Annotated in this window: 9 protein-coding genes; 6 read left to right on the forward strand and 3 right to left on the reverse strand. The window is 69.8% G+C overall.

What is annotated here, in order from left to right:
- The first annotated feature begins 14 nt into the window (after positions 1–14).
- The gene (hrpA, locus tag BJF87_RS13405; RefSeq protein ID WP_075863340.1) at positions 15–4,001 is read left to right on the forward strand and encodes an ATP-dependent RNA helicase HrpA; all 3,987 of its coding nucleotides are present in this window, start codon (positions 15–17) and stop codon (positions 3,999–4,001) included.
- Here hrpA and nrdR read toward each other — a convergent pair.
- Together nrdR and BJF87_RS13415 are read right to left on the reverse strand one after the other, a co-directional pair.
- On the reverse strand, positions 3,975–4,442 hold the full coding sequence (gene nrdR / locus BJF87_RS13410) for a transcriptional regulator NrdR (RefSeq protein ID WP_035754175.1): 468 nt from the start codon (positions 4,440–4,442) through the stop codon (positions 3,975–3,977). The two genes, hrpA and nrdR, sit on opposite strands and share 27 nt — an antisense overlap.
- Before the next feature lie 99 nt (positions 4,443–4,541).
- The gene (locus tag BJF87_RS13415) at positions 4,542–5,078 is read right to left on the reverse strand and encodes a LysM peptidoglycan-binding domain-containing protein (RefSeq protein ID WP_006359511.1); all 537 of its coding nucleotides are present in this window, start codon (positions 5,076–5,078) and stop codon (positions 4,542–4,544) included.
- Positions 5,079–5,315: 237 nt separating this feature from the next.
- Here BJF87_RS13415 and lexA point away from each other — a divergent pair, with 237 nt between their 5' ends.
- Positions 5,316–6,023, forward strand: a complete 708-nt coding sequence (gene lexA, locus BJF87_RS13420; RefSeq protein ID WP_042375778.1) for a transcriptional repressor LexA — start codon at positions 5,316–5,318, stop codon at positions 6,021–6,023.
- On the opposite strand, the gene BJF87_RS13425 is transcribed toward lexA, so the two are convergent.
- Positions 6,001–7,701: a putative PEP-binding protein gene (locus tag BJF87_RS13425; protein ID WP_006359513.1), complete on the reverse strand. Its 1,701-nt coding sequence runs from the start codon at positions 7,699–7,701 to the stop codon at positions 6,001–6,003. The genes lexA and BJF87_RS13425 overlap by 23 nt on opposite strands.
- Before the next feature lie 136 nt (positions 7,702–7,837).
- Between BJF87_RS13425 and BJF87_RS13430 the strand changes: the two genes are divergently transcribed.
- The 4 genes from BJF87_RS13430 (at position 7,838) to BJF87_RS13445 (ending at position 12,033) form a co-directional block, all read left to right on the forward strand.
- Positions 7,838–8,608: a DeoR/GlpR family DNA-binding transcription regulator gene (locus BJF87_RS13430; RefSeq protein ID WP_006359514.1), complete on the forward strand. Its 771-nt coding sequence runs from the start codon at positions 7,838–7,840 to the stop codon at positions 8,606–8,608.
- On the forward strand, positions 8,605–9,564 hold the full coding sequence (gene pfkB, locus BJF87_RS13435; RefSeq protein ID WP_006359515.1) for a 1-phosphofructokinase: 960 nt from the start codon (positions 8,605–8,607) through the stop codon (positions 9,562–9,564). Before BJF87_RS13430 ends, pfkB begins: the two co-directional genes overlap by 4 nt.
- A 67-nt stretch (positions 9,565–9,631) precedes the next feature.
- Positions 9,632–11,695, forward strand: a complete 2,064-nt coding sequence (locus tag BJF87_RS13440; RefSeq protein ID WP_006359516.1) for a fructose-specific PTS transporter subunit EIIC — start codon at positions 9,632–9,634, stop codon at positions 11,693–11,695.
- A 77-nt stretch (positions 11,696–11,772) separates the two neighbouring features.
- The gene (locus tag BJF87_RS13445; RefSeq protein ID WP_006359517.1) at positions 11,773–12,033 is read left to right on the forward strand and encodes an HPr family phosphocarrier protein; all 261 of its coding nucleotides are present in this window, start codon (positions 11,773–11,775) and stop codon (positions 12,031–12,033) included.
- Positions 12,034–12,035: the final 2 nt, after the last annotated feature.

Genomic DNA, 12,035 nt, shown 5'->3' on the forward strand with positions numbered 1-12,035 from the left:
ATCCTGGAGTCATCATGTCGGTCGAGTCCTCAGATCCAGCCCCGCGAGATCCTCAGCCCGGCATCTCCCGTTCCGAACTGCTGCGGTCGCTCGACGCGGTCGCGATCGTCGACGCCCACCGTCTGCGCCGCCGGGTCGACAAACTCGGCCGCACCCCCGATCCGCACAGATGGGAACAGCTCGTCGCCGACGTCGAGAAGGCCCGGCACCGCCTCGACCGTCGCCGGGCCACGGTGCCGGTGCTGCGCTTCCCCGACGAACTCCCCGTCTCGGCCGCCCGCGAGGAGATCGCCGCCGCGATCCGGGACCACCAGGTCGTGGTCGTGGCCGGTGAGACCGGTTCCGGCAAGACCACGCAGCTGCCGAAGATCTGCCTCGAACTCGGCCGGGGCATCCGCGGCACCATCGGCCACACGCAGCCGCGTCGTATCGCGGCGAGCTCGGTGGCCAAGCGCATCGCCGACGAGACCGACACCGAACTCGGTGACGCGGTCGGCTATTCGGTCCGGTTCACCGACCGCTCGGGCGCCGACACCCTGATCCGCGTGATGACCGACGGCATCCTGCTCCGCGAGATCGCCACCGATCCGATGCTGCGGCGCTACGACACCCTCATCATCGACGAGGCCCACGAGCGCAGCCTCAACATCGATTTCATCCTCGGCTATCTGCGACGGCTGCTACCGCAACGACCGGACCTGAAGGTGATCATCACCTCGGCGACGATCGAACCCGCCCGCTTCGCACGGCATTTCAGCACACCCGAGATGTCGGTCCCGGTCATCGAGGTGTCGGGTCGCACCTACCCCGTCGAGGTCCGTTACCGGCCGTTGAGTCTGCAGGAGCGCCCCGACAGCGGCGACGACACCGGCGGCGGCGAACACGCCGACCTCGACCAGATCCAGGGCATCGACGCCGCGATCGACGAACTGTGGGCCGGCGGCCGCGGCGACATCCTGGTCTTCCTCCCCACCGAACGCGACATCCGCGAGACCGCGGATGCGTTGAAGCGCCGGACGGGAACGGGCCGCAACGGCGGCGCGGAGATCGTCCCGCTGTTCGCGCGGTTGTCGATCGCCGACCAGCAGAAGGTCTTCGCCCCGTCGAACGGTCGCCGCATCGTGCTGGCCACCAACGTCGCCGAGACGTCGGTGACTGTCCCCGGCATCCGCTACGTCATCGACACCGGCACCGCTCGTATCAGCCGGTACTCGACCCGCACCAAGGTCAATCGCCTTCCCATCGAACCGGTTTCGCAGGCCAGCGCCCGCCAGCGCGCCGGGCGGTGCGGTCGCGTCGCCCCCGGTGTGTGCATTCGGCTCTACAGCGAGAACGACTTCGACGCCCGGCCCGCGTTCACCGACCCGGAGATCCTGCGTACCAACCTCGCCGCCGTCATCCTCCAGATGACCTCGCTGAAACTCGGTGAGATCGCGGACTTCCCGTTCGTGCAGCCGCCCGACGAGCGCGCCATCCGCGACGGCATGGGTGTGCTCACCGAACTCGGGGCGATCACCGTGAGCCGTGAGGGCGGCCCGCCGCGCCTCACCCCCGTCGGGCGCTCGATGTCCCGGATCCCGGTGGATCCGCGGATCGCACGGATGCTGATCGCGGGTCGCGAACTCGGCTGCCTCGACCACCTGCTGGTCATCGCCTCCGCGATGTCCCTGCCCGACCCCCGCGAGCGTCCGGCCGAACATCGCGAGGCCGCCGACGCCTCGCACCGGCGCTTCGTCGTGCCGCAGTCGGACTTCCTGTCCTACGTCGAGCTGTGGCGCTACCTCGACGAACAGCGCAAGGAGTTGTCCAGCAGCAAGTTCCGTCGGATGTGCGAACGGGAGTTCCTGCACTTCCTGCGAATCCGGGAATGGCGGGACCTGCATCGCCAGCTCACCGAGATCGTCAAGGACCTCGACTGGCCGGTGAGTCCGGCCGGTTCCGACCTGCCCGAGGTCGACGCCGACGCCGTCCATCGCGCGATCCTGTCAGGACTGCTGTCCAACATCGCCGCCCGCAACACCGAGGGCCGCGAGTTCACCGGGGCGCGCAACACGACGCTGATGATCTTCCCGGCGTCCCCGCTCGCCAAGAAGCCGCCGCCGTTCATCATGGCCGCCGAGGTCCTCGAGACCTCGCGACTGTTCGCGCACACGGTCGCCGGCATCGACCCGCTGTGGGCGGAGAAGCTGGCCGGCGATCTGGTCAAGCGCACGCACAGCGAACCGCACTGGTCGTCCAAGCGCGGTGCCGCGATGGCCTACGAGCGGGTCACCCTCTACGGGGTCACCCTCGTCGCGCGTCGTCGTGTCGACTACGGCCCCATCGACCCGGTCGTCTCACGCGAACTGTTCATCCGCCATGCCCTCGTCGAGGGCGACTGGCGTACGCAGCACCCGTTCTTCGAACGCAACCGCGCACTGCTCGAGGCCGCCTCCGACGTCGAGAACCGTATGCGCACACGCGGACTGGTGATCACCGAGGACCAGCTGTTCGAGTTCTACGACAAGAGGGTGGGCGCCGAGGTCACCTCCGCACGGCACTTCGACACGTGGTGGAAGAAGGCCCGACGCTCCGATGCGGCTCTGCTCGATCTCAAGCCGGAGGACGTCGCGGCGAGTACCGAAGCCGCCCCCACCGACTATCCGGGCGCCTGGCAGCAGGGCGACACCCGACTCGAACTCCGCTACCGGTTCGAGCCCGGCGCCCCCGATGACGGTGTCACCGTGATCATCCCGCGCGCACTGCTCCCCCACGTGCGCCCGGCGGGTTTCGACTGGTCGGTGCCCGGCATGCGGACGGAACTGGCCACCGCACTGGTGAAGTCGTTGCCGAAGCAGCTACGCAAGTCGATGTCGCCGGCACAGCGTTTCGCCGAACTGGCACTGGCCCGCCTCACCCCACGGAGCGAGCCGCTCACGGTCGGGCTCGCTCGCGAGCTCACCACGATCACGCAGATGACGGTCACCGCAGGCGATTTCGACGTCGACCGGATTCCGGCCCACCTACGGATGCATTTCGCGGTCGCCGACGACGCCGGGGAGATCACCGCGCGAGCCGATTCCATCGCCGAACTGCAGCGCGCGGCCACCCCGCCAGCGTCGAAGACGGTGAAGCGCACCCTGTATCGCGCCTGGACCGACGAGGGCATCGGCACTCTCGCCGCACAGCGGACCGTCGACATCGCCGGACAACGCCTCACCCGTTACCCGACCATCGACGCGATCACCGACGACGCCGGACGCACGCGCGGGGTGGTCGTGATCGACGCCGCGTCGGAGCAGACCCGTGATCGATTGCCGGCGAGAGGAATCGTCGCGCTCCTCGACCTGGCGATCCCGCCCCTGCACCGCCGCGTGGCCGGTTCCCTCGGGGCCGCGGGTCGACTCGCGCTGAGCCAGAGCCCCTACCCGGATCTCGATGCGTTGCTGGCCGACTGCACACGTCGCGCCATCCGCGATGTCGTGGCGGGCCTCGACGCCGGCACCCTGTCGGCGGTGCGCTCTCCCGAGACATTCCGCGTGCTCACCGAGAAGTTGCGTCCACGGATCACCGAGTCGGCACCGGACTACTTCTCTCTCGCCGTCGAATCCCTCGGTTGGGTGGCACCGGTCCGTGCCGCGATCGACCGACATGCCGGTTCACTCGCGGCCGATGACGTCGCCGAACAGCTGGACAATCTCGTCTTCGACGGATTCGTCGCCGCCACCGCACGACGACATCTGGAGAATGTGCCGCGCTACCTCGCGGCCGCCGAGGCCCGCCTGTCGGCGCTCCCTGCATCGGCGGCCCGGGATCAGGCCGGAGTAGCCGTCGTCGACCGGGTGACCGAGCGGTGGGCGCAACGACTGACTCAGGTGCCCGACCACCGGAAGGCGCACGTCAACGACGAGGCCCAGTGGCTCGTCGAGGAGCTGCGGGTGGGATTGTTCGCCGAACGGCTCGGCACCGCGTACCCGGTGTCGGAGAAGCGGGTCCTACGAACTCTTGACCGACTCGGCTGAGGCGGCTCGGAGGTCGTCGATCTCGCGCTGGAAGTCCTCGACGGAGTCGAACGAGCGATAGACCGACGCGAACCGCAGGTAGGCGACCTCGTCGAGGTCGCGCAGCGGCTTGAGGATCGCGAGACCGACCTCGTTGCTGGGGATCTCGGCCGATCCACTGGCACGTACGGTGTCCTCGACCTGCTGGGCGAGCTGCGCCAATGCGTCCTCGGCGACGTGGCGTCCCTGGCATGCGCGCCGGACGCCCCTCATCACCTTCTCGCGACTGAACGGTTCGGTGACGCCGTTGCGTTTGACCACCGCGAGCACCGCGCTCTCCACGGTCGAGAAGCGTCGCCCGCACTCCACGCAGGAGCGGCGGCGCCGGATGGCCTGCCCCTCATCAGCGACACGCGAGTCGATGACCTTGGTGTCGTCGTTCTTGCAGAAGGGGCAGCGCATCGTATCCTCACGCAGGTCACGGGACACTCTGGTGCAGCCGCGCCGCATGCCAGGCCGGTAGTCGGCCGGTCCCTGTGACATCGAGGATACCGCCCGTGCTCAGTGGTACCGGGGGGCGAGCAGCGGCTGACCGACGCGCAGCCCGCTCGACGGGAGGTCGTTCAGCTGGATGATCTCGTCGACGACCGCCTCACGCGGCATCTCGGGGGCGACGCGCGATGCGATGGTGCTCAGCGAGTCGCCCGACCGCACGTGTACGACCTCGGTGCCGACCGAAGAAGGTGTGACCGTCGCGGCGTAGTTCTGACCGACGACCGCGATGACCCACACGGCCAGAGCGAGCCCGACGCCGGCGAGAATTGCCGTCGCCGTGCGCCGACGCCGCCGGATGACGGCCGAGGGCGCGGTATGCGCAACACGCGAGACGGGTACGACCGGTGCACGACCCCGCATACCGACCGGCGAGGCGCACCGGGTGGAGGCGACCCGGCGGACCCGGACCGCCGACTCCGGCACCGGACGCCCGTCGACGGGCCGGCGGCCGTCGCCGCGGCGCATCGGGCGCGGACGCTCCAGGACGTCACCACGGACCGAATCGGTGGAGCGGTCGGGGTCGATGAGAGTGGCGGTGCGCATGATGCCCTCCGTGTTTCCGGTCGAACGCTTGTCCGTGCTCCGACTGCGTCGTCGGCGTTCGAACTGTTCGATTGTCGATCATCTGTTCGATGCACTGATGTTCGATTTGTAGCACGGCACTCCGACACTTGTCTCGCAACACGTCGAACAAATGTTTGATGCGGTCGGCATTCTCGGCTAGGGTCGTCGTCAGACAAGCGATCTACCAGCACGTTCGGAATCGAGAGGAACCCGATCATGAGCGATGACGGCGGTAAGCGCACCGGAGCGCGGGGCGCCGACGAGCCCGTCGCCCCGGCAGACATGGCGGCGGCCGAGGCCTCGCTGACGCCGCGGCAGCGCGGAGTTCTCGAGGTGATCCGCAGATCCGTGCGCGAGCGCGGTTACCCGCCGAGCATCCGCGAGATCGGTGACGAGGTGGGTCTCACGTCGACCTCCTCCGTCGCCCACCAACTGCGGACGCTCGAACGCAAGGGCCTCCTCAAGCGCGACGCGAATCGTCCGCGAGCGGTCAACATCGCACCGAGCGAGCCGCCGACGCCCACCTCACCGACCGGTGGTGCGCTACCCGAGCCCACCTTCGTGCCGGTGCTCGGCCGGATCGCCGCAGGCGGCCCGATCCTCGCGGAAGAAGCCGTCGAGGACGTCTTCCCGCTCCCCCGCGAGCTCGTCGGCGAGGGTTCGCTGTTCCTGCTGAAGGTCGTCGGTGAGTCGATGATCGACGCCGCGATCTGCGACGGCGACTGGGTGGTCGTCCGCCAGCAGAACGTGGCCGACAACGGCGACATCGTGGCCGCGATGATCGACGGCGAGGCCACGGTCAAGACCTTCAAACGCCAGAAGGGTCATGTCTGGCTGATGCCGCACAACGAGCTGTTCGACCCGATCCCGGGCGACGAGGCCGTGATCCTCGGCAAGGTCGTCACCGTGATGCGGCGTATCTGACCTCTTCGTTCTCGAGAACCGCGGCGGCAGCCTCGCGCGCCGCAGCCGGATCGGTGGTGGCGAGCGCGGCTGTCGCCGCGTTTTCGCAGGTCGACCGTGAGACGCCGCCGAGGCGGGCACCGACCGCGGCGGCCGCCACCGGAGCACTCGACAGCGAGGTGACACCCAACCCGACGAGCACACAGGCGAGGATCGGGTCCGCCGCGGCCTCGCCGCACACGCCCACCGGTTTCCCCTGATCCCGTCCGGCCCGCGCGACCGTCGCGATGAGGTGCAGGACCGCCGGCTGCCACGGATCGGTCAGCGATGCGAGATCGGCCGACATCCGGTCGGCGGCCATCGTGTACTGCGTGAGGTCGTTGGTGCCGATCGAGACGAAGTCGACCTCGGCCAGGATCGCCGGCGCGAGGATCGCGGCGGCGGGGACCTCGATCATCACCCCGGCGACCAGTCCGCGTTCCCGTACCTGAGCGGCGAAGGCGGCCGCCTCGGCCGGTGAGGCGATCATCGGCGCCATGACCCAGGGGCTCGTCTCGGAACCCTCCGCGGCGCGTGTGATCGCGTCGAGCTGATGGGCACGGATCTCGGGGTGTGCCAAGGCGATCCGGTCGCCGCGCACACCGAGCGCCGGGTTGGCCTCCTCGGGCTGGTGCACGAAGCGCAGCGGCTTGTCCGAGCCGGCGTCGAGCGTACGGATGACGACCCTGCGGCCGCCGAACGCGTCGAGCACCTCGCGATAGATGTCCGCCTGTTCCTCCACCGACGGCTCGTCGGCGCGTTCGAGGAAGGCCAGTTCGGTGCGGAACAGTCCGACGCCCTCCACCGGATGATCGGTGGCCGCACGGGCCGACGATCCGTCGGCGACGTTGGCCAGGATCGCCACCTCCACACCGTCGGCGGTGCGACCCGGGCCCGACCAGCCGGCGACCCGTGCGGCCTGACGCGTGTACTCGTCGACACGGGCCCGCGCGGCGGCGTTGTCGGGTTGCACGACGATCTCGCCTGTCGTGCCGTCCACGAGTATCACCGTGCCCGAGTCGATCCCGGCGAGACCGGGGACCGCGACGACACACGGGATGCCGAGCTGCCGGGCGATGATCGCGGTGTGGCTGGTGGGCCCGCCCAGGCGGGTAACCAGCGCGATGGTGGTGGCGGGATCGAGCCCCGCGGTGTCGGCGGGCGCGAGGTCGTCGGCGAGGAGGACCGAGGGCACGTCCGGCGTGGGCACGCCGGGCTCGGGGAGGCCCAGGAGTTCGGCGAGGACGCGGTCGCGGACGTCGTTGAGATCGGTGACGCGCTCGGCCATGAGCCCACCGAGCTTGGTGAACACGGCGGCGAACTGTTCAGTGGCGGCGACGGCGGCCGACGGCGCCGAGGCGCCCTTGGCGATCAGACCCGAGGCGGCACCGATCCAGCCGCGGTCCTCCGCGAGTCCGGCCGTTGCGGTGAGCACCTCGGCGGCGACGCCGGTGTTCTGCGATGCACGCTCACGTAGGCGCGCGGCGACCGCGGCCGCCGCGGCGGTGAACCGTTCGGCCTCGTCGGCGCGACGGTCCTCGGCGATCTCGACGCCTGCGCCCAGTGCCTCTGCGGAGTGGTCGGGTCGGCGTCCCGGCCAGAGTGCGGGCCCGAGAGCCACACCACCGACAACCGGCGTCCCCGTCAGAATCTGCGTCATGTGACCACGGTTACAAATTCTTCTTGACTTGTCAACATAAACAGGCGTAAACACAATTACTACAACACGCAAAGCCACATGTTCCCACATTGGACGGCCCGATCAGCGCCACGGGAACGATCAGAACGGAGCCGGTGTGTACGCCGAGGAGAGACAGCAGGCCATCGCCGAGGAGGTACGCGTCGCAGGACGCGCCTCGGTCGCCGAGCTCGCCGCGAAGTTCGACGTGACCAGTGAGACGGTCCGCCGCGACCTCGCGGTGCTCGAACGTGCCGGGCACCTGCAGCGAGTCCACGGCGGTGCCGTCCGCCCCGAGGTCCTGCGCGTGATCGGTGAACTCGGCATCGACGAGCGCGAGACGGAACAGACCGAGGAGAAGGCCGCGATCGGCCGTGCCGCGCTTCGTTTCCTCCCGCCCGACGGCGGATCGGTGCTCTTCGACGCCGGCACCACCACCTTCCGGGCCGCCGAGGCCATGCCGCGCGACCGCGATCTCACACTGATCACCAACAGCCTCCCGATCGCCGGGCTGCTCGCCGGACGCCATGCCGACGGTCTCCACTCCCTCGGCGGTCGCGTCCGCGGACTCACGCAGGCGACGGTCGGCGCCGAAACGGTCGCCGCGCTCGGCCGACTCCGCGTGACGACCGCGTTCATCGGCACCAACGGCCTGAGCGAGGCGCACGGTCTGTCCACCCCCGATCCCGACGAGGCGGCGGTGAAGGCGGCGATGGTCGCCGCAGCCCGCCGCGTCGTCGTCCTCGCCGACAGTTCGAAGATGGAGCGCGAGGAGCTGTCCGGTTTCGCCGGCATCGACGACATCGACGTTCTCATCACCGATTCCGGCGTCGATCCGCAGTTCTCGGCCGCACTGTCCGCCCGCGGCGTCGAGGTCGTGATCGCGTGATCCTCACCGTCTCCGCCAATCCCAGCGTCGACCGCACCCTCGAACTCGCCACCCCGCTGCGACGCGGCGAGGTCCAGCGGGCCGGCGTCGTCCGCGCCGAACCGGGCGGCAAGGGCGTCAACGTCGCCCGCACCGTCGCCGCCGCCGGTCTCTCGACACGGGCCCTGCTGCCCGCTCGCACCGGCGACCCCCTGCTCGCCGCGCTCGACGACCTCGGACTCCCCTACGACGCCGTCCCCGTCGACGGCGAGGTCCGTTCCAACGTCACCATCGCCGAATCCGACGGCACCACCACGAAGATCAACGCCCCGGGCGTGACCCTGACAGCAGCTCAGCTCGAGTCGCTGTCCACTCTGATCCGCACCCACGCGAACGGCGCGGAGTGGGTCACGCTGTGTGGATCACTTCCACCCGGCGTGCCGGAGGACTGGTACCGGACGGTCGCCGACGCGCTGGTCACCGCCGGATGCCGCGTGGCCGTGGACACCTCGGGAGCACCGTTGCGCGCAGCCGCGGCAGGACGTGTCGACCTGATCAAACCCAACGAGGACGAACTCGCCGAACTCACCGGCGCCGATGCCGCCGAGCTCCGTGATTCCCTGTCGCGCAACGATCTCCGGCCGGTCGTGACCGCCTCGCAGGCCCTTGTCGAGCAGATCGGCGGCAGCGTCCTGGCGACGCTGGGGGCGCGGGGCGCCGTCCTCGTCACCGCTGCGGGCACTTGGTGCGCGACCCCACCGCCGATCGTCCCGCGCAGCACCGTCGGCGCGGGCGACTCGTCCCTGGCCGGCTTCCTCATCGCCCAGACGCGCGGTGCGTCGGCTCCGGAATGTCTCCGCTCCGCCGTCGCCTACGGTTCGGCGGCCGCCGCGCTCGCCGGCACCGCCTCCCCCACTCCCGATCATCTCGACCTGTCCGGGGTCACGATCACGGAACTCTCCGGGGCCGGCCGATGAGATGAAGCCGATCCCGCGCCCACAGGACCCCCACAAACCCCCGACCCACATTGCCGAAGGACATCCCATGACCGAGCAGATCATCACCGCGCAGACGGTGAGTCTCGACGTCGACGCCGGCGCCGACCCCGCCGCCGTCATCACCACTCTCGCCGATGCTCTGGCCGCGGCCGGACGGACCACCGATCCCGCCGACCTGGCCCGGGCGGCACTCGAGCGAGAGGCCAAGTCCGCCACCGGACTACCCGGTGGCATCGCGATCCCGCACGCCCGCACCGCATCGGTGACGTCGGCGAGCCTCGCCATGGCGCGCCTGTCCCGCAAGGTCGACTTCGGCGCACCCGACGGTCCGGCGGATCTCGTCTTCCTCATCGCCGCCCCCGAGGGCGGTGCGGCCGCGCACATGAAACTGCTGAGTTCCCTGGCGCGCTCGCTCGTCCGCCCCGACTTCGTGGCGAGCCTCCGCGAGGCCGAGACCGACGACCGCGTCATCGAACTGGTCACCGCGGCCATCGATCCCGACGCCGGGAAGGCCGCCACTCCCCCGGCAGCCCCGGCGGCGAGGGAGACCCCGGCCGCCACCGAGAAGCGCAGCGAGACGGTCTCCGAGAACCGGCCGCGCATCCTCGCGATCACCGCCTGCCCCACCGGGATCGCGCACACCTACATGGCCGCGGACGCACTGAAGTACGCTGCCGAACGGGCCGGGGTCGACTTCGCGGTGGAGACGCAGGGCTCCTCGGCCACCACACCGTTCGATCCCGAGGTCATCGCGTCCGCCGACGCCGTCATCTTCGCCACCGACATCGGGGTCAAGGGCAAGGGCCGCTTCCACGGCAAGCCGGTGATCGCCTCGGGCGTCAAGCGCGCCATCAACGAACCCGACACGATGATCGCCGAAGCCGTTGCGGCCGGACGGAATCCGGATGCGGCTCGCGTGACCGACGACGGCGGCACCGAGTCCGCCGAGGCGGGTTCATCCGGCGTCGGACTGGCCGGGCGCACCCGTCAGGCACTCATGACCGGTGTCAGCTACATGATCCCGTTCGTCGCGGCGGGCGGTCTGCTCATCGCGCTGGGCTTCCTGCTCGCGGGCTACGAGATCGCCAACAGTACGCTCGATGCCGGCGGTTCCCTCAACGACGCCGCCTTCATCGCCCTGAACAACAGCCTCTGGGATCTCCCCTCCGGGGGTCTCCTCCAGTACCTCGGCGCGGTCAGTTTCGCGATCGGGTCGGGGGTGATGGGACTCGCCGTCCCGGTCCTGGCCGGGTACATCTCCTTTGCGATCGCCGATCGTCCCGGCATCGCACCCGGTTTCGTCGCGGGCATCGTGTCCCTCGCAGTCGGCGCGAGCTTCATCGGCGCACTCATCGGCGGCCTCATCGCCGGTGCCGCGTGCCTGTGGATCTCGCGACTCCCCGTGCCGCAGTGGGCCCGTGGACTGATGCCGGTCGTGGTCATCCCGTTGTTCGGCAGCCTGATCGTCGGCGGTCTGCTCTACCTGGTTCTCGGCAAGCCGCTCGCCTGGCTGACCGAGCAGATGAACTCCGGACTCGAGAGCATGTCCGGCGGATCGGCCGTCGTCCTGGGCATCGTGCTCGGTCTGATGATGTGCTTCGACCTCGGCGGCCCGGTCAACAAGACCGCCTACCTGTTCGCCACCGCCGGTATCGCCGATGCCGCGACCGCCGGTCCCGCACAGTTCCAGATCATGGCCGCCGTCATGTGTGCCGGCATGGTCCCGCCGCTCGCCCTGGCGCTCGCAACGGTGTTGCGTCCCGGCCTGTTCACCGAACCCGAACGCGAGAACGGCAAGGCCGCATGGCTTCTCGGGGCGTCGTTCATCTCCGAGGGCGCCATCCCGTTCGCCGCGGCCGACCCGTTCCGAGTCATCCCGTCGATGATGGCCGGCGGCGCCCTTTCCGGCGCACTGATCATGGCATTCGGTGTCGAGCTCCGCGCCCCGCACGGCGGCATCTTCGTCTTCTTCGCCATGAACAGCTGGGTGCTGTTCCTCGTGGCCCTGCTCGCCGGCACCGTCCTGAGCGCGGTCGTGGTGATCGCGGCGAAGCAGTTCGGCCGGACCCGCGAGATCGCCGCGGCCGATCTCGAGGCCGTGGCAGCCTGAAGTCCAGACCCCGACGCGCGACCACATCGCCACGCACAACCACCAACCGACAAGCAATCGCCAACACAGGAGGCACCATGCCCAGCACCACCGTCACCGTCGGATCGGCAGTCGGCCTGCACGCCCGGCCGGCCACGATCATCGCCGAGGCCGTCGCCGACACCGGCAGCACCGTGACCCTCGGACTCGAGGGCGGCGACCCGGTCGACGCCGGTTCCGCGCTGATGATCATGACGCTCGGCGCCGAGAAGGGCACCCGGGTCGTGGTGACCGCCGAGGACCAGGCGGCGCTCGACAAGATCGTCACCCTCGTCGAAACCGACCTGGATGCCGACTGACA

The organism is Gordonia sp. CNJ-863, from assembly GCF_001942325.1.
Classification (GTDB): Bacteria; Actinomycetota; Actinomycetes; order Mycobacteriales; family Mycobacteriaceae; genus Gordonia; species Gordonia alkanivorans.

Excerpts from the sequence above, each read along its gene's own strand:
- hrpA (WP_075863340.1), top strand. The coding sequence starts at position 15 with ATGTCGGTCGAGTCCTCAGATCCAGCCCCGCGAGATCCTCAGCCCGGC.
- nrdR (WP_035754175.1), bottom strand. The coding sequence starts at position 4,442 with ATGCGCTGCCCCTTCTGCAAGAACGACGACACCAAGGTCATCGACTCG.
- BJF87_RS13415 (WP_006359511.1), bottom strand. The coding sequence starts at position 5,078 with ATGCGCACCGCCACTCTCATCGACCCCGACCGCTCCACCGATTCGGTC.
- lexA (WP_042375778.1), top strand. The coding sequence starts at position 5,316 with ATGAGCGATGACGGCGGTAAGCGCACCGGAGCGCGGGGCGCCGACGAG.
- BJF87_RS13425 (WP_006359513.1), bottom strand. The coding sequence starts at position 7,701 with ATGACGCAGATTCTGACGGGGACGCCGGTTGTCGGTGGTGTGGCTCTC.
- BJF87_RS13440 (WP_006359516.1), top strand. The coding sequence starts at position 9,632 with ATGACCGAGCAGATCATCACCGCGCAGACGGTGAGTCTCGACGTCGAC.
- BJF87_RS13445 (WP_006359517.1), top strand. The coding sequence starts at position 11,773 with ATGCCCAGCACCACCGTCACCGTCGGATCGGCAGTCGGCCTGCACGCC.